The organism is Xanthomonas cissicola (assembly GCF_008801575.1).
In the GTDB taxonomy this organism is placed as follows: domain Bacteria; phylum Pseudomonadota; class Gammaproteobacteria; order Xanthomonadales; family Xanthomonadaceae; genus Xanthomonas; species Xanthomonas cissicola.
In genome coordinates this window covers 1-24,977 of sequence record NZ_VZPL01000064.1, presented here as the reverse complement: position 1 = coordinate 24,977, position 24,977 = coordinate 1, and the positions used below count along the sequence as shown (strand labels likewise).

Sequence of the window (24,977 nt, the reverse complement as noted above, 5' to 3'; positions counted from 1 at the left end):
ATCTCGCGCCGGGTCTGCTTGCGCTTGCCCAGGCCCTCAGCGTCACCGAACGTCAGCTGCATAGATGATCCTCTACATGATGAGGCGGGTAGTGTCGCGTATCTGTGGTGCGTTGTTCAGAGCTTCCCTAACTGCAATGCGACTCAGAAACGCAGACCCACACTGGTGAAGAAGTAGCGTCCGGCCTGGTCGTAGCCACCCAGCGAATTGGCATTGAAGGTCAAGCTGCCACCCACCAGCGGCGGCTCCTTGTCGGCAATGTTGTTGATACCCAGGGTCCAGGTGACGTAATCGCCGAGCTGCATCGACCCGGAGAGATCGAAGTAGTTGTACGCCGACACCTTGTTGTCCTGATTGACCAAGCGCACGTCGGTGGTACCGGCAGTGCCGTCGGTGTTCTGGTAGTCCAGCTCACCGATGTAACGCCAGCGCAGACCAACGGTGTAACGATCGAAGCTGTAGCGCGTGCTCAGCACATGCCGCCATTCGGCACTGTTGCATGCCACGTTCACCACGCCAGCGCAGTCGTAGGTCACCTGCTGCACGCCCGGAACCGGCTCGTATTCCTGCTTGATGGCATAACTGCCCATCATCGAGGCAGTCAGGCGTCCGGGCCCGATGCTCCAGGCATAGGAGGCCGTCAGATCCACGCCCTGGAAGTGCAACGACCCAAAGTTGTCCTGGGAGTTGAAAATCAGGCCGGAGGTGTCCACGTCGCTGCCGCGGAACAGGTCGCCGGTTGTGGCATTGCGGCGGATGCGGCTACATAGGTCCGCATTACCGGTCACACCGCAGGCGGTCAGGATGTTGGAAGAACCAATGGCACGGATCGCATCGTCGATCTTGATGTCGTAGTAATCCACGCTCAGATCCAGCCCCTTGACCGGGCTGGCGGCGAATCCGATGGTCCAGGTATTGGCGGTTTCCGGCTGCAGCGCGGTGTTGCCGCCGCCGATCTCGTTGTACTGCCCTGCCGGATTGGCCGCCACGCGCCCGTACTGCGCGGCCGTGACGCCGGTGTTGGCGCACTGCGCTTGGGTAAACGTGGGATTGGCCCCTGCGCAGGGGTCGCTGCCGCTCCACAGCCCGATCGTATTTTCGTTGTAAAGCTCGGTGATGTTGGGCGCACGGATGGCACGATTCCAGCCTGCACGCAAATGGTACTTGCCATCCGCGAAGGTCGCGCCTAGGCCCGCCTTGTACGTACTCACGCCGCCGGAAATGTCGTAGTCCGAATAGCGATAGCCAAGCTGCATGTCCAGCTGATCCAGGCTGCCCGCTTGCGCCAGCAACGGCACTGAGCCTTCCAGGAACAGCTCCTTGACGCTGATATCGCCGGAGACGTTGGAGGTCGGGCCGCCCAGGCCGGTGAAGTTGCCGATCTGCATATTGCTGTCGGCAACACGCTTGAAGGTTTCGGTACGGGTTTCTACGCCACCGACGACGCTGATCGGATGATCGCCAGCCCAAGGCAGGCTATAGCCGAAGTTACCGGTGACGTAGGCATTGAACACACGCATCGAGGTTTCGTAGTTGACGATACCGACGCCTTGCAATGCCTGCGCCTGTTCGGCGGTGACACTGTCGTTCCAGACGCTGTACGGCACGCAGCCATCGAAGGATCCCGGCTGGCAGCCCAGCAATGCATCGCGCACCCGGGTGGTCACGAAATCGTTGATGTTTTCCGACTTGGTGGTACTGCGGTTGTAGGTGAACGAGGCGTCGTACGACCAGTTGTCATTGATATCGCCCTGTGCGCCGGTTGTGATACTGAAACTATTGGTATCCGACTCGGTGATGCGTGGGCCGCCTTCGACGTTGCGCTTGGCCACATACACGGTGAACTCGTCGTCGGTGATGCCGACATCGTTACACAAACTGCCGATCACCGAGGTTGCGCAGTTGACGTTGAGGTCTGTGAAAAATGCACCGGAGGGCGCGATCTGGGTCGAACTCTTGCGGTTGACGAACAATGTTTCCAGATAAGGCTTGAAGTGGTCGTTGACCTCATACTTGATGTTGGTACCGGCGGTATAACGCGTGTCCGGCCGCTGGTAATAATTCAGCGGTGCAAAGTTGTAGAGGTTCGGCGAAGCGACTTGCGACCAGGTTCCACTGGCAGAAGGCTGCACGTAGAAAGCGCCGGCCGATGGCGCCACCACATAAAAATTTGCAGGATCAGCCGTGGCAGAGCCACCGCAGGCAGTGCCGCGATTGCTCAATGCGCATGCAGAGTAGTCGCGCTGCCCTTGCAACAACGGGTCGTTCTCGCGCCAGGTGGCCCAGGCGGTTGCATGACCGGATTCCCCGAAGCTGCCCCCGATCGCGAGGTCGACGTTGCGGGAGATGCCGTCCAAGCCGGAATTGCCGGTGGGGTAATCGTAGCCGGCCTCGTCCATCAGCCCACGCATCAACTTGTTGCCGTTATCGTGCTGATAGGCGTTGTAGCCCATATCCACGCTCACGCCTTCAAATTCGTCATCCAGCACAAAATTGACCACTCCGGCAACCGCGTCGGAACCGTACACCGCAGAGGCGCCGCCGGTCAGGATGTCCACACGGCGCACCAACGCTGCAGGAATGATGCTGATATCCGGACTTTCGCCGATCCCCTTGGGAATGCGTCGGCCGTTGACAAGGGTCAGCGTGCGCTGCGCGCCCAGCCCGCGCAGGTCGACCGTTGCATAACCCTGGGAACCGTTATTGGCAAAGTTGTCGAAAGAGGCAGCAAGTTGCGGATACTGATTGATCAGATCTTCCACCTTGGTCGAGCCGGTGTACTGGAATTCTTCCTTGTTGATTTCTGCTACCGGACTGGAGGCAGTCATCGCCTGACTCTTGATACGCGTGCCGGTGACACTGATGGCGTCCAGACTTTTCAGTTCCGGGGCGGGCTGTTCCTGCGCCATCACGGTGCCAGTCAATGCCAGCGCAGCTGCACCAGCGGTGAGCGACATCTTGATGGCATCGCGCAGTTTGGTGGTCTTCAATCTCATCTCTCTCTCCGACGATCCGAACGGATAAGCGCAGCACAAGGCAGTGCATCTGCATTGATGCAGATGCATCACGGCTGCGGCGGCGTAGGCAACGCATCGCTATGCGCTGTCCACAGTGGCTCGCGACAGGCAAAAAGGCGCCCGAAAAACGCTGCCTACCCGATGTTAAGACGATGTCGAAGATAATTAAACCCCTGTTCAGCCTCGCTCCTGCTTGGTGCACCAAAGCCCCAAAATAGTGCAGCCATCACACCACGAGTGCGCTGACGATCGCATCTGATGGCGTCGCTTGTGGCGCGCCTGTCCGCTGAAGCGTCATTGACCGATACCGGCGTCCAGCTCGTTCAACTCCGGGAGCGACACCCCTGCGGCCTGAAGCTGCTGCACCAGCGGCGCAAGCCCTGCCAGGTGCCGGCGGGAGCTGCGTACTGAACGTTGATGCACCTCCCCGCGCACTTGCGCTGCGCTCGCAGTAACGAACGCCACCGTGCTTAGCTCGGGCGTTATGTCGGTTGGGGCCAGCCCGCAGTGGGCCAGCACGCGCGCGATCTGTTGTTCGGTATCGCTGACCAACGCTTCGTAGTGCACATCCAGAATCCTGCCCGGCAGCACTGCATGCCAGTGCTGCATGATTCGTCGGTAGGCAAGGTAGTACTCGCCGATCTCGTCCAATGCGTACGAAAACGGATAGGCGTTGTAGAACAGGGTCTTGTACATCGCGTAACAGGTATCGAGCGGATCGCGTGCAAGATGGATGATGTGCGCCTTCGGCAGCGCGGTCGCGATCAGGCCACAGTAGAGATAATTGATCGGCATCTTGTCGATCACCACCGGGTGGCCATGAACGACCTCGCGGGCGCCACGCAGATACTCCTGGCCGAGCGCAGCGAAATCGATCTTCAGCGATGCCTGCACTGTCGTCAGGCCTGGGTGGGCCGACATGGCGCGGGCGGTTGCCTCGCCCAGAACCATGCCGAAATCCATCAACTCTCCGGCCGAGCGCGCACCACCGCGCTGGATGAGCAGACGCTCCAGCAAGGTCGTCCCCGACCGTGGCAAGCCGACGATGAAAATGAGGCCTTCACCGGCATGACCGGGTTGCAGCGCGCGTAGCGCGGTCTCGTCGTAGCCCTGGCGCACGGCCGCGATCTGCGCGCATTCGGCAGCGACATCGTATTGCAAGGTCTGGCTCTTGCTTGTCGCAGCCGCGGTAAGAGTCTGGAACGCGTCTGCATGCAGACCCAGATCTTCCTGTTCCTTGGCCAGCGCATACAGTCCCGCCGCCCTGGCAGAGGGCTCGGCGAGCGCTGTGTGTTGCAGCCGTTGCCGCAAATCGTCCAGATGATTGCGCTGCGCGGTCTGCCTGCGCACGGTGGCGCGCAGATATAGCGCATCGCCCGCTCCTGGCGCTGATTGCAGCAACCGCTGCAGGGTGGCTTCTGCGGCATCGAACTCACCGCCAAAAAATTGCATCGTGGCCAGGTCGTACAACAGCGGCGGCGGCTCTCCCAACAGCGCAAGCGCCTGCTGATAGGTATCGCGGGCAGCGGAGACATCGTGGCAGGCACTGTATAACGCACCAATCCGCCATAACGCTCTGCCATCGGTTGCGGCCAGGGCATGCGCTTGCCGGGCGACCGACAACGCGTCATGGCGGCGTCGCAGCTGTACCAGCAGGCTGGCGTACTTGATCAACAGAGCAAGCGGTGCCGACGCGACCGCTGCTGCCCTTGCGATCCTTTGGCCTGCAGTGTGCGGATCGCCATGTGCCAGGTAGGCTTCGCTGGCCAGTTCTAGCAAATGCGCCTGGTTCGGGTATTGCAGACAGGCGCGTTCTGCCAGATGGATCGCCTCGCTATAACGGCCCTGGCGCAACCACTGGTACCCTTCCCGCAAAATGCTGCGCAGCTGTAACTCGGTCAATCCACTCTCCTCTCCATGCATTGCATCGGCCGCTCAGTCGACGCGACGCGCGCGCAGCGCCACGCCCGCAGGCGTCACCAGCATGTAGCTGCCCATGGCCGCCTTGCGAATCACTACACGTTCGCCCTCAGCCAGATGACCGCGACTGCTCGCTTCTGTCAACGTCCAGCGCTGCTGCGTATCCAACGACACCAGGCGGGTACCATCGGCTTGATATGCCACGGCAAGTACGGTCGCGCTCACCTGGGCCGGGGCGGACTGCGTGGTGGATGCTGCCGGCGCCTGGGCTGCGTTATGCCCGAATTCGCGCATGCCTCTGTCGGCTTCTGCCGCCTGCACGGCCGCCGACGGCGGATAGCTGGCGTCATAGCAGGCAAGCCGCGGCAGTGGGTCGATCACCGAAGCGCATGGATGCGTCGCAGGCTCCTGCGCCGACACGCTGCCTGCGCAGCTCAGCATGATCGGCACCCATCGCATCGGTCTGGACATCTGTTGGTCTTCGGTCATCGCCTGCAGCCGAGCATACAAGGCAAGTGGACGACGGTGGGATCGCCGCTTGTGGTTCCTGGCCGGCGCCGATTGAACGGCGCGCGCACGCCGCCTAAGCTGCAATCGTCCAAATTGCCGCATCGTCAGCCGGAACCGCGCATTGAATACCTCTGATCAGCGGGCAGCGCAACTCCTGCAGCAAGGTCACCTTCAACAGGCGATTGCTGCGTATCAAACTATTGTGCGGGAGCGCGCACACGCCGCCGATGCCTGGTACAACCTGGGGTACCTGTTCCGCCGCACCGGCGACATCCCTGCGGCATTGCAGGCATATGCACAGGCGCTGGCATGCGGAGCGGCAGCGCCGGAGCAGATACATCTCAATCGCGCAGTACTGCTCAGCGACCATCTCGGTAACGCCGCCGCGGCGTTGCAAGAACTCGAACTGGCGCTACATTGCCGGCCAGCCTATTCTCCCGCGTTGCTTAATTTGGGCAATCTGCACGAGGAGCTGGGCGCGCGTGGTCATGCCATCGCCGCCTATTCTCAGCTTCTTGCCATTACCCCGGCCGATCCAGCGACGCAGGCACTGCAATTGCAGGCTGCTGCAAGGCTGCTGCATCTGGACCCACCCATCGCCGCCGACGACCTGCGCATGATTGGCCTGACGCAGGCCGTCTCTGTGCAAGGACTGGAGCCGCAGCTGGTGGCGACCGTGCTGCATGCACTGGCCCATGCCTACGACCGTCTTGGCCTGCATCCGCATGCATTCGATACGGCTACCGCTGCCAACCGGCACGCCTATGCGCAAGTAACCACATACGACCCGCAACGCACGCAGCGGCATTTCGACGCATTGATGGCCACATTCGACAGCACGGCTGTGCAATCTGCGCGGCCGCCGCATGCAGATGGGCACGATGCAACGTCTGCGCTATTTATCTGTGGAATGTTCCGTTCCGGGTCGACGTTGGTCGAGCAAGCACTGTCCCGCCACTCACAGGTTGCTGCGGGTGGCGAGATGGATGCGCTCCCCCGATTGGTCGCGCAAAGGCTATCTCCGTTTCCGCAAACCGTACGTACGCTCTCGCCACAGATGATCGCGCAGCTCGCCCTGAGCTATCGGCGGCACATCGACGCAGTTATTCCGGACCAGGCGCAGCTGCGCTACATCACCGACAAGCGCCCGGACAATTTCCAGCTGATCGGCTTGATCAAACACCTGTTCCCATCGGCAAGGATTGTGCATACGCGCCGGCATCCATTGGACAATGGGCTATCGATCTTTATGCAACAGCTCAATCCGCACGGCTTCGGATACGCGGGCAAACTGGAAGATATCGGGCATTTTTACGGCGCGTACCACCACTTGATGAACCATTGGACGTCGCTGTACCCGGACAGCATCCATACCTTCGACTACGATGCCTTCGTGGCCGCGCCCGAGCGGACCTTGCGCGCCTTGGTGGATATCCTGCGACTGCCGTGGGAGCAGGATTGCCTGGACTTCCACCTGGCGGAACGTGCGGTGCGGACCGCAAGCTATTGGCAAGTCCGCCGCCCCCTGCACGCCGAGGCCTCGGGACGCTGGAGATCGTATGCGACGCAACTTGCTCCGCTGCGCATCGCTCTTGGCAAGGCCGGTGTCCCGCTCCCGGACTGATCTACCCACAAGCAAGCGCTCATCCGTGACGGTGCGCTGCGATGGCGGCTTCCATGGCATTGACCATTGCCCGCTCCTCCTGACTGAGCAACGGATTCCACATGTCGAAAATCAGTACCACCCGGACCTGCGCACTGTCGTTGCGCGCCTCGTGTTCGATCGAATCGTCGAACACAAGCACTTTTCCGGCTTCCCAGCGTCGCCAATCGTACCCTACCCGAAAGCTGCAGTGCTCCGGCACGATCAGCGGCAGATGCGCCACCAGCCGGGCGTTGGTTTCGCCGTGATGCGGAGGAATGGTGGTGTGCGGCGCCAGCACGGAGAACATCGCATTCGGACAGACGCCATCGATCTGCGCCGCATCGACCAGCGATAATGCGGCTGCCGTCGCCGGGCATCGTTGCAGATGCGCTTCCACTGGCTGGCCGTGTGCCCAGAGCGGATAGGAACTCCATGCCGGCGAATGGTTGAGGTCTTTCCATTGATTGACCGGCTGGTCGGGCGCGTAGGCGATGTAAGGAGCAAATCCACGCGTGTCCTCATCCATCACGGCGCGCAGTTCGCGCGTGATCGCATCGGTATGACGCTGCAGCTCGTCGATCCACGGGAATGCGGCTTCCGCATGGAATGGCAACGCCGGCAAGCGCGGAATATGCAGGCGATTGGACTGGGAATGAAATGGCCTGGTGCGCCCACACGCGATCGCCGCAGCTTCGTCCCAGCGGCCGCGCAATGCCGCGTCCACGGACCTGCACGGAATTTCCAGTGCGGCCCGCAACCGGGCTTCCAATTCCAGCGTGTCCTGCTCGACCGCCTGTTGCGCGTGCAGCAGCTTGCGGCGCAGCACTGCTGGCCATTGCGGCTCCGGCGGCGCGACAGCGAGCGCATCGCGATAGACCCCGGCTGCCGCGTGCGGCCGTCCGCGGGCCTCCAGGAATGCGGCTTTGGCCAGTAAGCCGGGGAGAAAATACGCATCCAGCGCCGGCGCTGCGGTGATGGCTTGCCACTGGCCATCGATATCGCCTTGCGCCTGCTTCACCACGGCAATGGTCAGTACGATCATCGGATCGCCTGGATTGCCTGATCGCGCTGCCGTCAGATACTCCAACGCTGCAACCGCATCGCCCCGTTGATAGGCATGGACGCCCAGGCTGTACAAGGCGTGCGGATGCGCGGGTGCCAACCGGTGTACCTGCGCCCACAGCTGTTCGGCTTGCTGCCATTGCCCGGCCGACGCAGCCGCACTGGCCTGCGCGATCAGCGCGGCGATCTGCTCGTTGACCTGCTCGACCTGTACTGCCATGCCACGTCGCCCGTCAGCCATTCCCGTCCGGATCATACGGCCTGGATGGCCGGCGACAACAAGCCCACGGTGCACCGATGACCACATCGCGCCGCGACAAGTGGCGAAGGCGCATCGCTACCGGGTCGGAATGCTCGCCCGTGTGCCAATGGCGATCAGTGGGAATGCCCGCCATGCGTGTGCCCATGCGCATGCCCGTGATGGGTATGATGGGCAGCGTCAGCAGCAGGTTTTGATGTACCACAAGGCTCAGTGCCGCAGTCGCCACTTTCCACCTGCAAGGTGACGTGGGCGATATCGAAGCGCTCATGCAACAGGGCGCCGAGCGCGTCACGCAGACGGTCGCGGTCGGTGGCCTCGTTGACCACGATGTGCGCGGTGAGCGCCGGCGTGCTGGAGGCCAATGCCCACACATGCAGGTCGTGCACGTCTTCGACGCCAGGGTGGCTGGTCAGCGCCTGCTGCACCTGGGCCAGGTCGATCCCCTTGGGCACGCCTTCGAGCAACACGTTGATCGCCTCGCGCAGCAGCACCCAGGTGCGCGGCAATACCCACAGGCCGATCAGCACGGCCAACACCGGGTCGATCCATTGCCAGCCGGTCCAGCGGATCAGCAAGGCACCGACGATCACCGCCACCGAGCCGAGCATGTCGCTCCACACCTCCAGATAGGCACCCTTGACGTTGAGGCTTTCGCCGCTGCCGGCGTGCAGCAGCTTCATCGCGACCAGATTGATTACCAGGCCGAAGCCGGCGATCAACAGCATGCCGCTGGAAGAGATGTCCTGCGGTGCGCGAAAGCGCTGCGCGGCTTCCCACAAGATATAGGCGCCGACTGCGAACAGCAGCGCGCCGTTGGCCAATGCGCCAAGCGCTTCGAGCCGCACATAGCCATAGGTGCGACGCGCGTCGGCCGGGCGACGGCTCAGGCGCACCGCGACCAGCGCAATCATCAGTCCGAGGGTGTCGGTGGCCATATGCGCAGCGTCGGACAGCAGCGCCAGGCTGTTGGTCACGAATGCGCCGACGATCTCTGCCAGCAGGAAGGTGGCGGTCAGCCCCAGTGCCCACCACAAGGGCGCTTCGTGACGGATTTGGCTGGGTGCGTGGTTGTGGTCGTGTCCCATGGATATCGTGGCCTGCTGCAATGCGCGCACCATAGGCGCACGCGATGGCGGAGACTATTACACCTGTGCGTAATGACATCACATCACGCGAGCCGTGCGGCGGGCCGCAGAGCGCAGTGGTTGCGCTACTGCGGGGCGCGAGGCCTGCAGTCACGGCCTGGAAGCATGTCTGGTCCGCACCGCCCTTCCAACAATCCGCGGCGCGAGCCAGGTGGCTGGTTAGAGCTTGGCGAACAGCTTGACCACGCTGGAAAAATCCAGCGCCCCGTTGCCCGCCTGGCTGTTCATTGCATACAGGTTGCGCGCCAGCTCACCGAGCGGAATCGACACGCCGGCCTGCACCGCCGACTCGGCAACCAAACCCAGATCCTTGAGCATCAGATCGTTGCCGAAGCCGCCGCTATACCCACGCGACGCCGGCGCATTGGGCAGCACGCCGGGCCACGGGTTGCACACCTCGGTAGCCCAGCTGCGCCCGGTGCTGACCGCCATCATCTGCGACAGCACCGCAGGGTCCAGGCCTTGCGCGACGCCAAGCGCCAGCGCTTCGCCGGTGGCCGCCATGATCACGCCCAAGGCCATGTTGTTGCACAGCTTGGCGACCTGCCCTGCCCCATTGTCGCCGACGTGGAAGATGTTCTTGCCCATGGCCTGAAGCACCGGGCGCGCGCGCTCCAGCACATCGGCAGCGCCGCCGACGATGAAGGTCAGCGTGCCGGCTGCAGCACCGGCCGTGCCACCGGAGACCGGGGCGTCCAGCATCGTCAGGCCACGCGCCTTGGCCGCGTCGGCCACCTTGCGTGCGGATAACGGTGCGATGGTGCTGCAGTCGATGACCAGGGCACCATCCGGGATCTGCGCCAAGATGCCGGATTCGCCCAGGTACAACCCTTCGACGTGGCGGCTCGCAGGCAGCATCGAGATCACGACCTCGGCATCGACCAGCGTATCCTGCGCGGCGTTGGCAGCATGCGCGCCAGCCGCTGAGGCAGCATCCAGGGCAGCCGGTGCGAGATCGAACACCCGCAGCTGATGCCCGCCCTTGATCAGATTGGCAGCCATTGGCCCGCCCATATTGCCCAGGCCGATAAAAGCGATCTTGCTCATGGTGTCGGTTTCCAAAATAGGACCATCTTCAATAAGTAGCCGGGGTGATCACGGATTGCTGGTGCGCACGCAGCCACCGCCAGTCTTCAGCTGCGACGACGCAGGTGCGACATGGCAACCGCGCTGCAATCCGGCGTGAGCCGAACGTACTTCGCAAGTTGCCAGCCACTCAATGCACACCCAACTCGCCTGCCCCCAGATCGGCAAGCGGATGCGATGCAGGCGACCAGGGCGCGACAAAGAAGTCTGCGGCCCACTGCGCATCGGCTTCCCGCGATCCAGGCTGCCAACGCGGTTGACGATCCTTATCGATCAACAGCGCGCGGATGCCTTCGGCAAAATCGCCATGCGCCGCCACATGCAATGCGACCACGTATTCGGTCCGAAAGGTGTCGGCCAGCGTCGTGGTGCCCGGATGGCGATACAGCTCCCAGGCCAGGCGCGCCGATCCAGGAGCACCGGCCGCCAAGGTGGCGCGTGCGGCCTGCAGCCAGCTGTCTTCGCTTTGCAGCGCCATGATTGCAGCGACGATGTGCTTCAGCGACTCGCTGGATACCAGGCGTTCGATCAACTGCGCGTGGAGCTGCAACGGGCCCGGTTCGGTCGGTTGCGCGATGCCATGCAGGAATGCGCCGAGCTGGGTGCGGTCGTCGTCGGCATTGCCTGTCCATGCGTGCGCGCTTAGCGCATCCAGCACCGCTACGTACTGCGCATGCTCCAGGCGCACATCTGCTAGCCCCGCGTACATCGCATCGCTGGCATCCAGCGGCGCACCAGTCAGCGCAAGAAACAGGCCGGCACCCTGTGGCACGCGGCGTAACAGCCAGCTGCCCCCCACATCGGGAAACAACCCCACGCTGATCTCCGGCATGGCAAGGCGCGAGCGTTCGGTGACCACACGATGGCTAGCGCCGGACATCAGGCCGATGCCACCGCCCATCACGATACCGTGGCCCCAACACAGCAGCGGCTTCGGATAGGTATGGATGCGGTAGTCGAGCCGGTATTCCTCCTCGAAAAATGCCGCAGCATACACGTTGGCCTGCGGCGCTGCGCGTCGCGCTGCAGCGTCTGGCACTGCATCGCGGTGCGCGCGCATGCTCTGGTACAGGCCATGCAGATCGCCACCAGCGCAGAACGCTTTGTCGCCGGCGCCACGCAATACCACGCAGGCGATCTGCGTATCCTCAGCCCAGACACGTAACTGCGCATCCAGCAGCCGCGTCATCTGTAACGACAGGCCATTGAGCGTCTTGGGCGCATTCAAGGTAGCGATGCCGATACGGTGCCCATCGGCGCACGCACGCTGCTCGAACAGCACCGGTGCCTCGTCGGTTGCGCTGACCTGCGCCATCAGCGGTTGCTCCACTGCGGCGCGCGCTTGTCCAGAAATGCAGCCACGCCTTCGGCCTGATCGGCGTGCTCGAACAGATCCACGAAGGCTTCGCGCTCGGCAATCAATGCCGCTGCGTGGGTGCCATGGCGCGTGGACTGCACCAGCTGCTTGCACGCCGCCACACTGACCGGGCTCTGTTTACCGGCACGCTGCGCCCAGGCAACCGCCAGCGCGCGCGACTCGCCCTTGCCGACCACCTCTTCCACCAGGCCGATGCGCTGCGCGGTTGCCGCATCGATGCGCTCGCCCAACAGGATCATGCGCTTGGCCCAGCCCTCGCCGACCAGGCGCGGCAGGTTCTGGGTGCCGCCGGCACACGGCAGCAAGCCAACGCTGGCTTCAGGCAATGCGAGCTGTGCGTGCTGCTCTGCGATGCGCAGATCGCACGCCAATGCGCATTCCAGCCCGCCCCCCATCGCATAGCCGTTGATTGCGGCAATCGACACGCCACGAAATGCGCTCAAGGCTTCGAACGCTTCGCCGAACCGGCGCGCAGCCCCACGTGCATTGGCCTTGTCGCCATCGGCGAACTGCTTGAGATCGGCACCGGCGCTGAAGAACTTCTCGCCTTCGCCGGTGATCACCAGCGCGTAGATGCTGCGATCTGCATCCAGCGCGCGCACCAGGTCGCGCAGGGCCGCCAGGCTGTGCACGGTCCAGGTGTTGGCCGGCGGGTTGCTCAAGGTCACGATGGCGACGTGCCCATCGCGCTCGACCTGCAGACCGGTATGGAGGCGTCCTTCCCAATCGCTCATCGCAATTGCTCCTCGCCATTGAGCAGGTGACGCGCCACGATCATGCGCATCACCTCGTTGGTGCCTTCCAGAATGCGGTGCACGCGGCTGTCGCGCAGCAAACGCTCGATCGGGTATTCGCGGATATAGCCGTAGCCGCCATGGATCTGCAAGGCATCGTCGCAGATGGCAAAACCGGCATCGGTGGCGAAGCGCTTGGCCATCGCACACCACACGGTGGCATCGTGGCTGCCGGCATCGAGCTTGCGCGCGGCGGTGTGCACCATCTGCCGCGCGGCCACCAGCTGCGTGGCCATGTCGGCCAGCTTGAACTGCAGCGCCTGGAAATCAGCCAGTTTCTTGCCGAACTGGCGACGCTCGCCCATGTAGCGACGCGCGGCATCCAGCGCGCCTTGCGCGGCGCCCAACGAACACGCAGCGATATTGATGCGGCCACCATCCAGCGCCTTCATCGCCATCTTGAAGCCTTCGCCTTCCTTGCCCAGCAGGTTCTCGGCCGGAACACGCACGTTTTCGAAGCTCACACCGCGCGTGGGCTGGCTGTTCCAGCCCATCTTCTCTTCCTTGCGACCGTAGCTGATGCCAGGCGCATCGGCCGGCACCACGAAGGCGCTGATGCCACGTGCACCGTCTTCGCCGGTGCGTGCCATCACCACCAGCACGTCGGTTGCGCCGGCGCCGGAGATGAAGGCCTTGCTGCCGTTGAGCACATAGTTGTCGCCGTCGCGTTGCGCGCGCGATTTCAGCGATGCCGCATCCGAGCCGCTGCCCGGTTCGGTCAGGCAGTACGAGCCCAGCTTGGCGCCGCTGGTCATCGCCTGGCCCCACTGCGCGCGCACCGCGTCGGTGCCATAGCTGGCGATCAACCAGGTGGCCATGTTGTGGATGCTGATGAAGGCGGAGGTGGACGGATCCACCGTGGCGAGTTCTTCGAACACCACTGCCGCATCGAGCCGGCGCATGCCCAGGCCGCCGACGCCTTCATCGGTGTAAAGACCGCAAAAGCCGAGTTCGGCGGCCTTGGCGATGGCCTCGCGCGGGAAGTGACCTTCTGCGTCCCACTGCGCTGCGTGCGGGGCGAGTTGCTTGTCGGCGAAGTCGCGGGCGGCGGCGCGGAAGGCTTCCTGCTCGTCGTTCAAATCGGCTGTGTTGGGATGGAGTTGGATGGCTGCATTCATGGCGATCGGGTCACTTGAGGGAAATGGTGGTGTTGACGCCATGGCCCAGCGTCTGATCGTCGAACCAGCGCGCGGTCACGGTCTTGGTCTGGGTGTAGAACATCACCACCTGCTTGCCGTACGGACCCAGGTCGCCGAGCTTGGAAGCGCGCGAGCCGGTAAAGGAGAACAGCGGCACCGGCACCGGAATCGGCACATTGATGCCGACCTGACCCACGTCGATGTCTTCCTGGAAACGCCGCGCAGCCGCGCCGGATTGGGTGAACAGCGCCGTGCCATTACCGTTGGGGTTGGCGTTGACCAAGTCAATGGCCTCGTCCAGCGTGGCGGCTTCCAGGATCACCAGCACCGGCCCGAAGATCTCTTCGTCGTAGATCCGCATGCCGGGTTTGACGCCGGAAAAGATGGTCGGGCCGACAAAATTGCCCTGCTCGAAACCCGGCACCTGTGGTGCGCGACCATCCAGTTCCAAGGTGGCGCCCTGCTCCACGCCGGAGGCAATCAAGCCTTCTACCCGCTCGCGCGCGGCGCAGGAAATCAGCGGACCGACCTCGGTGCCCGGGGCGTTACCTGCGCCGATTTTCAGGCTCTTGGCCTTGGCTACCAACTCCGGAATCCACGCGCGCGATTCACCAACCAAGACCAGCGTGGAGGCGGCCATGCAGCGCTGCCCGGCGGCACCGAACGCGGCGCCGACCATCGCATTGAGCGTCTGCTCGCGATTGGCGTCGGGCAATACCACGGCGTGATTCTTGGCGCCCATCATGCATTGCACGCGTTTGCCGGCGAGCGAGGCACGTCGATAAACGTGCGTGCCCACCTTGGTGGAACCGACAAACGACAACGCCCTGATGTCGGGGTGATCGCACAGCGCATTGACCACTTCTTCGCCGCCATGCACGACGTTGAGCACGCCCTTGGGAATGCCGGCTTCCAGGGCAAGTTCGACCAAGCGCATGGTCACCATCGGATCTTGCTCGGAGGGCTTGAGCACGAAGGTGTTGCCGGTGGCGATCGCCATCGGGAACATCCATAACGGAATCATTGCCGGGAAGTTGAACGGGGTGATGCCCGCGCACACGCCCAACGGCTGTAGCAGGCTATAAGTGTCCACGCCATTGGCGACGTTGTTGGCCAGCTCGCCCAGTTGCAGATTGCCGATCGCCGCGGCGTGCTCCACCACTTCCAGACCACGGAACACATCGCCTTCGGCATCGGCCAGGGTCTTGCCCTGCTCGGCGCTGAGCAGCGCAGCCAGTTCTGGCATGTTTTCCCGGATCAGCTGCTGGTATTTGAGAAAAATACGCGCCCGGGTGCCAATCGGCGTCTTGCGCCAGGTCACGAAGGCGCGGCTGGCCGCCGCCACCGCGGCATCCACTTCGGCGGTGGTGGCGAACGGCACCTGGGCCAGCACCGATTGGTCGGCCGGGTTGACCACATCCTGCCACTGCGTGCTGGCGGACACCACCAACTCGCCATCGATCAACAGGGAGACGCGGGGGACGGATTCGCTCATTGCAGGGCTCGCTAGTGAAGAAGGACATCGGGCCGTGGCAGGCCATCTCTTCGCATTGTTCGCATCGATACCTTCCATTCCCAGCCCGCGATTGCTTAATTGCGCTAAGCTGGGAACAAAATTTTGCAAATCTTGCGAATGCCTCAGTCGCACGCTCAACTCCGCCACCAGCTCGGGCTGCGCCTGCTGCGGCTGCGCCAGCGCCATGGCTTGACCCAGGCCGAACTGGCGCGCCGGCTCGAACTGTCGCCAAGCTATCTCAATCAGATCGAGCGCAATCAGCGCCCACTCACCCTGGCCATCCAGCAGCGGCTCAAGACCGCGCTGGGCGAGCTGGACGGCCTGCTGGACCTGGACGACCCGGCCGCACTGGTGGAGCCACTGGACGAGTCGCTGCGCAGCCTGGGCCATACGCTGTTGCCGGCCGAACTGCGTGCGCTGACCGGCAACCTGCCGCAGGTGGCCCAGGCGCTGCTGGATCTGCACCGCGCCCATCAACATCTGCTCGAACGCAACGCTGCGCTGGAACTGCAGATCGGGGTCGAGCACGCCGCGATGCCATCGCTCTCGCCCGGCGAGCAGGTGCGCGACTATTTCAACCGCGCGCACAACTATCTGCCCGAACTCGACGAGCGCGCCGAAGCGCTTTACGCCGAACTTGGATTGACCCCGGAAAATCTGCCGCTGCGGCTGCGTCAACGGCTGGCCGAGCGTCACGGCCTGCTGGTGCAGGACGCCCCCGAGCTGCATCGCGACAAGCGGAGCTTAGATGCGCAGGCGCGCGTGCTGTGGCTGCCGGCGCACTTGCGGCTGGGCCAGCAGGCGTTCCAGATGGCTGCGCAGCTGGCATTGCTGGAATGCGCGCCGCTGCTGGACGCGCGCATTGCCGATGCCGGTTTCGCGGATGCCGAGCGCATCGCGCTCTCGCGGATTGGCCTTTCGAACTATTTCGCCGGCGCGCTGGTGATGCCGTACAGCGCGTTCCTGCACAGCGCACAAACCTCGCGCTACGACATCGAATGGTTGGCCGACCGCTTCGACGTGGGCTTCGAAGCGGTGTGTCACCGCCTCAGCACCTTGCAGCGGCGGGGGGCAGCCGGTTTGCCGATCTTCTTCATGCGGGTAGACCGCGCCGGCAATGTGTCCAAGCGTCACTCGGCCACCGATTTCCATTTCTCGCATGTCGGCGGTGCCTGCCCGCTGTGGATCGTGTATGAGGCGTTCAACCAGCCCGACCGCATCCTTACCCAGATCGCGCGCATGCCCGACGGCCGGCGCTATTTCTGGCTGGCCCGCCAGGTCAGCAGCGGTCCACCCGGGTATGGCCGCCCGCGCAAGACGTTTGCCCTGGCCATGGGCTGCGACCTGCGCCACGCCGACCAACTGGTGTATGCGCGCGGTTGGGATCTGAACGCGGTGGACGATGCGGTACCGATCGGCCCGGGCTGCCTGACATGCGAGCGCAGCGACTGCGTGCAGCGCGCATTCCCTGCGCTGCCACGCCTGCCCGCGCGCGCGCGTTAGCGGCTTGGTGGGAATGGAATCTGGTCGTCGGGAGTGACCGTGCGTTGGCCCGCGATCGCAACGACGGACGCACTGCACCTGGCCTGATTGCATCGACCAATCTGGCGCTCCTGCCGCGCACAAGAGCGGCAACATCATTGGGCCATCCCATCGGGCCACGTCAGCCAAGTACGGCCCCAATGCTGCAGCCTCTGCCGCATCACGCCCTCACCTCCGAGGGAACAAGCAAACGCGAGTGCCGCAGCGCAGCATTCCAAGCCGAGATAGCTGTCGCAAAATGCTTCATTGGAATGGAATGGCTTGCGCTTCTACCCTGAAGCGGACACATGCAAGACAGGGGGACGTCAGCGCGACGCAGTGCGCTTTCGGCGTCACGCACACGAACGACCAACACTGATCACGCAGCACAGCACCACTGGCCACACCCGCGCGGACGCGCCAGCCCCGCTCCATGCGGCTGGCCGCACCAGCAGCTACCACCGTATTCGGTCACTTTGTCCTGGGAGGGATCAACCGATGCCTGTTCACCATAGCGGCCACCCGGCCAGTCGGCGCCTGCGCCGCACGCCAGTTCCGGCCATCCTGTACACCACCATCGCTTGCGTGCTGGCCACCGCGTTCGGCGCGCATGCACAGGACAGCGCTCCCGCCGCCCCGCCCGCAGGCGACGCCAGCCCGGCTGCTGGCAACGGGCAAACGCCGGTGACGCTGGACAACATCACCGTGATCGGCCAGCGCGCCAGCCTGAATCAGGCGGTGCAGGCCAAGCAGATGTCCGATCATGTCGTGGAAGTGATCTCCGCGGACAACATGGGTCAGATGCCCAATGTCACCGTGGCCGAGGCGCTGGTGCGGCTGCCTGGCGTCAACGGCACCCGCGACCGCGGCAACGAGAGCCTGGCCACCGTGCGCGGCCTGGGTCCGCGCATGACCATGGGCACCGTCAACGGGCGCGAAATCGCCTCCTCCGAGCCCAACCGCGCCGTGCGCTGGGAAGTGTTCCCCACCGAGATCGTCTCCACCGTCAAGGTCTACAAGACCCAGTCGGCTGATCTGGTCGCCGGCGGTCTTGCGGCCACCGTGGACATCTCCACCATCAGCCCGCTGGACTACACCGGGCCGGGATTCGTCGGCACCGCCGGCCCGGTGTTCTACGACCACGCCAAGGATGTGGACGGCTACAGCCCGTGGGGCAGCCGCTTCGGCGCCAGCTGGGTGCACAAGCTCAACGACAACCTGGCGGTCGCCTTCGGCGCCACGTACCAGAAGCAGAAGAACGCCAGCTCGTCGATCGGCAGCTGGGGCTATACCGATGCCACCACCTCCCGCGATGTGGATGGCGATGGCACCGTGGACCCGACCCCGTGGGGCGCGGCCGACCAGCTCAAGCTGATCGACCAGACCCGCACTGGCGCGATGGGCACCGTGCAGTGGCGCTCGGGCAATTTCGAATTGAAGTTCGACGGCCTGTATTCGCGCATCGAAATCGACGAAGACCAATTGCAGAACTGGTTCAACGGGCTGGCCTTCAGCACCTTCTCCGGCAGCACCAATCCATACACCACGCCGGGCTCGTCCTACACCATCGTCGATGGCGATGTGGTGGCCGGCACGCTGGCCAATTCGAACCTGCAGGTCGACCATGTGGTCAGCCACTACAACGAGGTCAAGACACTCGCCGCCGGCGGTTTGAACGCCAAGTGGAGCGGCGATGTGTGGACCCTGGGCAGCGACCTGTCGTTTTCGCAGGCCAAGCGCGACAACACCTGGCAGGCGGTGCGTTTCGGCAGCAACCCGGACACCATCTCGTTCGATTTCCGTCGCAGCGTCACGCCCACCATCAGCACCAGCTCGGACACGCCCGAATACGGCATTGCCGGGCAGACCGAGCCGCAGGCACTGCGCGACAAGATCGCTGCGCTGGCACTCAATGCCAGCCGCGCCGTGGATGCCGGCCCGTTCACGTCGCTGGAACTCGGCGCACGCGCCGCGCGTCGCGAAAAACAGAACCGCCGCTTCCTCAGCAACCAGTCCGGCTACGATCAGCCGATCTCGGCGTATCAGGACCTGATCTACCCGGTCACCATGCCCGACTTGAACGTGCCCACGCTGACCGGCGGCAACATGGCCGAGATCGCACGCATCGGCTTTGGCGGGTTCGACCCGAGCACGCTCGACGAACAACTGCTCGACCATTGGAACGTCAAGGAAGACGTGCGCGAAGCCTTCGCCAAAGCGGTCTTCAGCTCGCAGCTGTTCGGCACCGATGTCACCGGTAATGTCGGCGTGCGCCTGGTCAACACCAAGACCACCAGCGAGGGTTTCGATTCGGTCGGCAGCACCATCCAGCCCAGCACCGGCAGCAAGGAATACACCGACGTGCTGCCCAGCGCCACGCTCAATTTCCTGATCGACGACCAGCGCATCCTGCGCTTTGCGGTGGCCAAGGTCATCGCGCGTCCGCCGCTGGACGAACTGCGCACCGGCCGCCGTCTGGACGACCCCAGCGTGACCGTTGGCCAGCTCACCGGCAGCGGCGGCAACCCGCAGCTGGACCCGTTCAAGGCCACCCAGGTCGATGTCTCTTACGAGTGGTACTTCCATACCGAAGCGCTCGCCGCCCTGGCCGTGTATCGCAAGGAAGTGGATTCGAGCATCGGCTACCGCACCGACCGCGAAGTGATCAACGGCCTGGATTACCTGGTCAGCGCGCCGTTCAATGGCGGTGGCGGCTACATCAATGGCGTGGAGCTCACCTTCCAGACGCCGTTCTACTTCATCCCGCACATGGAAAACTTCGGCGTCTACTCGAACTATTCGTTGGTGGATTCCAACCTCAAGGAATTCTCGCCGGAAGACAACCCGCTGCCGTTGAGCGGGCTGGCACGCAAGACCGGCACCTTCGACCTGTGGTACAGCAGCGGCACCTTCGAAGCACGCGTGGGCTACAAGTACCACAGCCCCTACACGGTGGTATACGGCTGGAATGCCGCGCGGCTGGCGCGCCTGCAGAGCGAAGGCACGGTGGATCTGAGCCTGAACTGGCAGTACAGCAAGCAGCTCGGCTTCCGCTTCCAGGCGAGCAATCTCACCAACGAGCCGCTGCGCGCCTACACCGACAACAAGCCCAATCGCCTGGCCAATCAGGACGATGGCGGCTACCAGGTATTCGGTCGTCGTTACCAGTTGGAAGCAACCTACAAGTTCTAGGCATTGCTCGATCGGCTGCACATGCTGCTGCGCAGCCGATCTGATCGCTGCACACCTGCATAACACCGCAGCCGCCGTGTGGAATCCAATCTGCAAGCCACGTTTGGATTCTGCACAGCGGCCGCGCAGCAGCACGGCCGCCTGCGGCATGCTGTCACCCGCTCCACGTTGTCCCTGTCGAGGAATTGCATGCGCTCACCACGCCGTCTCTGGACGCCCGCGCTCCTGGCGCTGGCCATTTCCACCTTCGCACACGCCGCCCCGGCTCCCGCCACGTTGTATCTCGGCGCGGACCTGTCCTACGTCAACGAGATGGAAGAATGCGGCGTGCAATACCGCCAGAACGGCGTGGTCACCGATCCGTTCGAACTCTTCCACGCCCATGGCGCCAATCTGGTGCGCGTACGCTTGTGGAACGATGCGCGCTGGACCAAGTACAGCGACCTGTCCGACGTGAAGAAAACCATTGCACGTGCACGCGCGCAAGGCATGCAGGTCTTGTTAGATCTGCACTACTCCGACGATTGGGCCGACGGCGAAAAGCAATTGATCCCCAAGGCCTGGGCCAGCATCACCGACACCGACGAGTTGGCGCGCACGCTGTATGGCTTCACCTACGACACGCTCAGCGCACTCGACCGCGCCGGTTTGATGCCCGAGCTGGTGCAAGTGGGCAACGAAAGTAATTCCGACCTGATGGACAGCACGCCCTGGGACAAGAAGCGCCCCATCGATTGGCAGCGCAACGCCAAGCTGTTCAACGCCGGCATCAAGGCGGTGCGCGACATGGCCGCACGCTCGGCGATCAAACCAAGGGTGATGCTGCATATCGCCCAGCCGGAAAATGTGGAGCCGTGGTTCGCCGACGCCACCAAGGCCGGCGTCACCGATTTCGATCTGATCGGCATCAGCTATTACCGCAAATGGTCCACGCAATCGATGGCCGAGCTGGGCAAGACCATCAGGCGTCTGCGCGGCCGCTACGATGCCGATGTGGTGGTGGTGGAAACCGCGTATCCGTGGACGCTGGATTCCGGCGACACCTCGCACAATCTGCTCGGCGAAGACTCGCTGATTCCCGGCTACCCGGCCACGCCGCAAGGCCAGGCACGCTACATGGTGGACCTCACCCAGCTGGTGATCGATACCGGCGGTGCCGGCGTGGTGTATTGGGAGCCGGCATGGACCAGCAGCCGTTGCAAAACGCGCTGGGGTACCGGCTCGTCGTGGGAAAACGCCAGCTTCTTCGACTTCAAGCACGGCAACGAGGTGCTGCCGGCGATCGACTTCATGCGCCACCCGTATACCGGTGTGCCTGCAGCGATCAAAGCTGACGCGCGCAAGCGTCATGCGGACAGCCAGCACGTCCCTGCAGAGGCCGAAAAAAGGACGCAGCCATGAGCGGCATCAATCGGCGCGAGTTGCTGCGCGGCATGCTTGCCAGTGGGGTGAGCGCCGCACTGCCGGTGGGCACAGCCGGCACAGTGGCGTCGGCTGGCGCGACGGCTGCACCTGCAGCCAAGAACAGCGTCTCGACATCGGCACTAGGCGACGCAGCGCTGGCACCGCGTGAGCGTCTGCTGTTCGACTTCGGTTGGCGCTTCCACCTGGGCCATGGCAGCGATGCGGCGCGCGATTTCGAATTCGGCACGTTCCAACGCACCTTCGCCAAGGCCGGCAAGGACACCGCGACCGCCGCGCAACTGGCGTTCGACGACAGTGCCTGGCAGCAGGTGGATCTGCCGCACGACTGGGCCGTCGGCCTGCCGTTTCGGCAGGAGCCCATCTCGGCCTCCATCACCGAGGAAGACCCGGCCGCTGCGCACGGTTACAAGCCGCTGGGCACGAGTTTCCCGGAGAACAGCGTGGGCTGGTATCGGCGCACGCTTCAGATTCCGGCCAGCGACCTGGGCAAGCGCATCAGCCTTGTGTTCGATGGCGTGTTTCGTGAGTGCATCGTGTTCTGCAATGGACACATCGTCGGCCGCAACGCGAGCGGCTACTGCGGCTTCGAAGTCGACCTCAGCGACGTGCTCGACTACGGCAAGCCCAACATCATCGCCATCCGCGTGGATGCCACGCTGGGCGAAGGCTGGTTCTACGAAGGCGCCGGCATCTACCGGCACGCGTGGCTACAGAAGACCGACCCAGTCCATATCCCGCAAGACGGCGTGTTCGTGCGCAGCACCGTGCAGGATGGCAACGCCACTGCGCAGCTCTCCACCGAAGTGCGCAACGAGGGCAGCGCGCCGCGCCGATGCGTGGTGCAGGCGCGCATCACCGCACCGGATGGACGCACCGTGGCGCAAGCGTCCAGCGCAGTGGTCACCGTCGCGCCCGGCCAGGTGCAGGTGGTCGAACAGACCTTGCCGCTCGGGCAGGCGGTGCTGTGGTCGATCGACGCCCCGCAGCTCTACCACCTGACTACCAGCGTGCATAGCGACGGCACTGCAGTCGATGCGCTGGCGACGCCGTTCGGCGTACGCAGCATCGCCTTCGATGCACAACGCGGTTTCCTGTTGAACGGCGCACCGCTCAAGCTGCATGGCACCAATAATCACCAGGACCACGCGGGCGTCGGCACCGCCATTCCGGACGCCTTGCATGCATGGCGCCTGCGCCAGCTCAAGTCGATGGGCTGCAACGCCTACCGCAGTTCGCACAATCCGGCCACGCCGGAATTACTCGCGCTGTGCGACCGCCTCGGCATGTTGGTGATCGAAGAAACCCGCCGCATGTCCACCGACCCGGAAGCGATGGGCGAACTGGAAACGATGGTGCGGCGTGGCCGCAATCATCCCAGCGTCATCCTGTGGTCGCTCGGCAACGAAGAGCCGCAGCAAGTGACCGCGCGCGGTGCACGCATCGTGACCCGCATGCAACAACGCGTGCGCCAGCTGGATCCCACCCGCCCCACGACCTTCGCGATGGACAAAGGTTTTGGCGATGGCGTGGGCCAGGTGGTGGATGTGGTCGGCTTCAACTACCGCACCAGCCAGATAGACGGCTTCCACGCGCAATACCCCAACATCCCGATCTACGGCAGCGAAACCGGCAGCACCGTGTCGGTGCGCGGCAACTATCGGCGCGATGACCAACGCGGTTACACCCGCGCCTACGACCTGGACCACCCCTGGTGGGCCAGCACCGCCGAAGCCTGGTGGAGCTATGTCGCGCAACGCCCGTACATTGCCGGCGGCTTCATCTGGACCGGCTTCGACTATCGCGGCGAGCCCACGCCCTACAACCGCTGGCCCAATGTGGCTTCGCAATTCGGCGTACTCGATAGCTGCGGTTTTCCGAAAGACAATTACTGGTACTACCGCGCGCAATGGACCAGCGAACCGGTACTGCATCTGTTCCCGCACTGGAACTGGGACGGCTTGCTGGAGCCCGACGACAACGGCCGCATCGCGGTCTGGTGCCATAGCAATCTCGAGGCGGTGGAACTGCTGGTCAATGGCATCAGCCAGGGCCTGCAGCAGGTGCCGGCCTACGGCCATGTCGAATGGCGCGTGGTCTATGCGCCCGGCACGATCGAAGCGCGCGGCTATCGCGGCGGCAAGCTGGTACTCGGCGAGCGTCGCGAAACCACAGGCAAGCCGGCGGCGATTCGCTTGAGCTGCGATCGCAACACGCTGCGTGCCGATGCCGAAGATGTGGCCGTGGTGAAGGTGGAAATCCTCGATGCACGAGGCCGCCCGGTTCCGACCGCCGACAGCCTGGTGCAGTTCGCGCTACGCGGACCCGCACGGCTGATTGGGGTCGGCAATGGCGATCCCAGCAGCCACGAGGACGACAAGGCGCCGCGGCGCAAGGCGTTCAACGGCCTGTGTGCGGCGCTGCTGCAAACCACGCGCAGCAGCGGCGAGATTGTGCTGCAGGCCACCGCGCCTGGGCTGACCTCGTCCACGCTACGCCTGCCTGCCGAGCCCACGCGATCGCGCGCATCGGTGGCTTGAAACGCACGGCGACCGAACGTGCTGCGTTACCTGGGCCAGTGGTGGCCTCGGTAGCGTCGCGATGCCATGGCGAGTCGAAGGCCATCCATCGGTGTGTTTGCTGACGGCGATGATCGAGCAGGTGATTCCGGCTAGAAAGATCGCTTGCGGGCTTTGGCCACGGCCAGGCCATCGTCGGCAGTCCTGACGGCTCAGCTCCCTACCGGTTGCGTGACAGCGGCAGCTTCAGGTCTGCGCACCTCCGGCAGCCGGGTCGCGCGGAAAATAGCGGTTGAGCTTTTCTTCCCACGCGCGGAACTGCTCCAATGTCTGGGCGTCCATCGGGCGCGGGTCGTCGGCCAGGGCTTTCTTCTGCGCCACATAGGCGATGCGCTGGGACGACAATTCATCCCACGCCTTTCTGAGCATTACCGGATCCGGATGCGAGACCAGCATCGCCTCCAGCAGCGTGGCCTGGGCCACGCGCGCGGCCAGCAGATCGCTGAGCGCCTCGGTCACCGCCTGCATCCACTCGTGTTGTTTCTGTTCCATATCCAACCAACTCGCTTGCGTCATGCGCCGCGCACCATAGCGCCCCCTCTGGAACGGTGGCGTGCAAGGCAGGTTGAAGATTCAGGTTCACCACGTGGTGCGAATGCGGCCAGTTCCCGCTTCATCGCTTCGCCTGATGTCATTCAACGCGCGGAACTGTCTCCACCTAGGGAAGCTCTGAACAACGCACCACAGATACGCGACACTACCCGCCTCATCATGTAGAGGATCATCTATGCAGCTGACGTTCGGTGACGCTGAGGGCCTGGGCAAGCGCAAGCAGACCCGGCGCGAGAT

At 63.8% G+C, this 24,977-nt stretch carries 16 protein-coding genes; 5 read left to right on the top strand and 11 right to left on the bottom strand.

Translation table 11 applies throughout. The annotated features are described in order from the left end of the window. Window positions 1–143: 143 nt before the first annotated feature. From F7R02_RS19905 to F7R02_RS19895, 3 genes are all read right to left on the bottom strand, one after another. Window positions 144–2,996 carry a TonB-dependent receptor gene (locus F7R02_RS19905; RefSeq protein WP_078589315.1) on the bottom strand — a complete coding sequence of 951 codons (2,853 nt, stop codon included), beginning with the start codon at window positions 2,994–2,996 and terminating at the stop codon, window positions 144–146. 315 nt (window positions 2,997–3,311) lie between these two features. Then, entirely contained in the window at window positions 3,312–4,919 is a 1,608-nt protein-coding gene (locus F7R02_RS19900; RefSeq protein ID WP_078589317.1) for a tetratricopeptide repeat-containing sulfotransferase family protein, read from the bottom strand. 33 nt (window positions 4,920–4,952) lie between these two features. Beyond that, window positions 4,953–5,426, bottom strand: a complete 474-nt coding sequence (locus F7R02_RS19895) for a hypothetical protein (protein ID WP_078589319.1) — start codon at window positions 5,424–5,426, stop codon at window positions 4,953–4,955. A 142-nt stretch (window positions 5,427–5,568) separates the two neighbouring features. On the opposite strand from F7R02_RS19895, the gene F7R02_RS19890 reads away from it, so the two are divergent. After that, entirely contained in the window at window positions 5,569–7,071 is a 1,503-nt protein-coding gene (locus F7R02_RS19890) for a tetratricopeptide repeat-containing sulfotransferase family protein (RefSeq protein WP_078589321.1), read from the top strand. Between the two features lie 19 nt (window positions 7,072–7,090). Here F7R02_RS19890 and F7R02_RS19885 read toward each other — a convergent pair whose 3' ends face one another. From F7R02_RS19885 to F7R02_RS19855, 7 genes are all read right to left on the bottom strand, one after another. Beyond that, complete coding sequence (locus F7R02_RS19885) at window positions 7,091–8,374, bottom strand: aspartyl/asparaginyl beta-hydroxylase domain-containing protein (RefSeq protein ID WP_078589324.1); 1,284 nt, start codon at window positions 8,372–8,374, stop codon at window positions 7,091–7,093. A 155-nt stretch (window positions 8,375–8,529) separates the two neighbouring features. Continuing rightward, a complete protein-coding gene (locus F7R02_RS19880; protein WP_078589335.1) occupies window positions 8,530–9,501 on the bottom strand; it encodes a cation diffusion facilitator family transporter in 972 nt (323 codons plus the stop codon). Window positions 9,502–9,720: 219 nt separating this feature from the next. Then, window positions 9,721–10,623, bottom strand: a complete 903-nt coding sequence (gene mmsB, locus F7R02_RS19875) for a 3-hydroxyisobutyrate dehydrogenase (RefSeq protein WP_172397202.1) — start codon at window positions 10,621–10,623, stop codon at window positions 9,721–9,723. Between the two features lie 154 nt (window positions 10,624–10,777). Further along, on the bottom strand, window positions 10,778–11,962 hold the full coding sequence (locus F7R02_RS19870; protein ID WP_139370881.1) for an enoyl-CoA hydratase/isomerase family protein: 1,185 nt from the start codon (window positions 11,960–11,962) through the stop codon (window positions 10,778–10,780). Beyond that, entirely contained in the window at window positions 11,962–12,759 is a 798-nt protein-coding gene (locus F7R02_RS19865) for an enoyl-CoA hydratase (RefSeq protein ID WP_011050840.1), read from the bottom strand. Before F7R02_RS19865 ends, F7R02_RS19870 begins: the two co-directional genes overlap by 1 nt. Continuing rightward, entirely contained in the window at window positions 12,756–13,937 is a 1,182-nt protein-coding gene (locus F7R02_RS19860; RefSeq protein ID WP_078589326.1) for an acyl-CoA dehydrogenase family protein, read from the bottom strand. Before F7R02_RS19860 ends, F7R02_RS19865 begins: the two co-directional genes overlap by 4 nt. Before the next feature lie 10 nt (window positions 13,938–13,947). Next, a complete protein-coding gene (locus F7R02_RS19855) occupies window positions 13,948–15,453 on the bottom strand; it encodes a CoA-acylating methylmalonate-semialdehyde dehydrogenase (RefSeq protein ID WP_078589327.1) in 1,506 nt (501 codons plus the stop codon). Window positions 15,454–15,591: 138 nt separating this feature from the next. On the opposite strand from F7R02_RS19855, the gene F7R02_RS19850 reads away from it, so the two are divergent. The 4 genes from F7R02_RS19850 (at window position 15,592) to galA (ending at window position 24,149) form a co-directional block, all read left to right on the top strand. Further along, the gene (locus F7R02_RS19850; RefSeq protein ID WP_078589329.1) at window positions 15,592–16,977 is read left to right on the top strand and encodes a helix-turn-helix domain-containing protein; all 1,386 of its coding nucleotides are present in this window, start codon (window positions 15,592–15,594) and stop codon (window positions 16,975–16,977) included. 516 nt (window positions 16,978–17,493) lie between these two features. Then, the gene (locus F7R02_RS19845; RefSeq protein ID WP_078589331.1) at window positions 17,494–20,187 is read left to right on the top strand and encodes a TonB-dependent receptor; all 2,694 of its coding nucleotides are present in this window, start codon (window positions 17,494–17,496) and stop codon (window positions 20,185–20,187) included. 189 nt (window positions 20,188–20,376) lie between these two features. Then, window positions 20,377–21,588, top strand: a complete 1,212-nt coding sequence (locus F7R02_RS19840) for a glycoside hydrolase family 53 protein (protein WP_078589341.1) — start codon at window positions 20,377–20,379, stop codon at window positions 21,586–21,588. Further along, on the top strand, window positions 21,585–24,149 hold the full coding sequence (gene galA / locus F7R02_RS19835; protein ID WP_078589333.1) for a beta-galactosidase GalA: 2,565 nt from the start codon (window positions 21,585–21,587) through the stop codon (window positions 24,147–24,149). Before F7R02_RS19840 ends, galA begins: the two co-directional genes overlap by 4 nt. Before the next feature lie 225 nt (window positions 24,150–24,374). On the opposite strand, the gene F7R02_RS19830 is transcribed toward galA, so the two are convergent. Beyond that, on the bottom strand, window positions 24,375–24,704 hold the full coding sequence (locus tag F7R02_RS19830) for a hypothetical protein (RefSeq protein ID WP_003488253.1): 330 nt from the start codon (window positions 24,702–24,704) through the stop codon (window positions 24,375–24,377). Between the last annotated feature and the right edge of the window lie 273 nt (window positions 24,705–24,977).

Bases quoted from the DNA above. Each gene is read 5' to 3' on its own strand.
- F7R02_RS19905 (WP_078589315.1), bottom strand. From the start codon at position 2,996: ATGAGATTGAAGACCACCAAACTGCGCGATGCCATCAAGATGTCGCTC.
- F7R02_RS19895 (WP_078589319.1), bottom strand. From the start codon at position 5,426: ATGACCGAAGACCAACAGATGTCCAGACCGATGCGATGGGTGCCGATC.
- F7R02_RS19885 (WP_078589324.1), bottom strand. From the start codon at position 8,374: ATGGCAGTACAGGTCGAGCAGGTCAACGAGCAGATCGCCGCGCTGATC.
- F7R02_RS19880 (WP_078589335.1), bottom strand. From the start codon at position 9,501: ATGGGACACGACCACAACCACGCACCCAGCCAAATCCGTCACGAAGCG.
- F7R02_RS19870 (WP_139370881.1), bottom strand. From the start codon at position 11,962: ATGGCGCAGGTCAGCGCAACCGACGAGGCACCGGTGCTGTTCGAGCAG.
- F7R02_RS19865 (WP_011050840.1), bottom strand. From the start codon at position 12,759: ATGAGCGATTGGGAAGGACGCCTCCATACCGGTCTGCAGGTCGAGCGC.
- F7R02_RS19860 (WP_078589326.1), bottom strand. From the start codon at position 13,937: ATGAATGCAGCCATCCAACTCCATCCCAACACAGCCGATTTGAACGAC.
- F7R02_RS19855 (WP_078589327.1), bottom strand. From the start codon at position 15,453: ATGAGCGAATCCGTCCCCCGCGTCTCCCTGTTGATCGATGGCGAGTTG.
- F7R02_RS19850 (WP_078589329.1), top strand. From the start codon at position 15,592: ATGCCTCAGTCGCACGCTCAACTCCGCCACCAGCTCGGGCTGCGCCTG.
- F7R02_RS19845 (WP_078589331.1), top strand. From the start codon at position 17,494: ATGCCTGTTCACCATAGCGGCCACCCGGCCAGTCGGCGCCTGCGCCGC.
- F7R02_RS19840 (WP_078589341.1), top strand. From the start codon at position 20,377: ATGCGCTCACCACGCCGTCTCTGGACGCCCGCGCTCCTGGCGCTGGCC.
- galA (WP_078589333.1), top strand. From the start codon at position 21,585: ATGAGCGGCATCAATCGGCGCGAGTTGCTGCGCGGCATGCTTGCCAGT.
- F7R02_RS19830 (WP_003488253.1), bottom strand. From the start codon at position 24,704: ATGACGCAAGCGAGTTGGTTGGATATGGAACAGAAACAACACGAGTGG.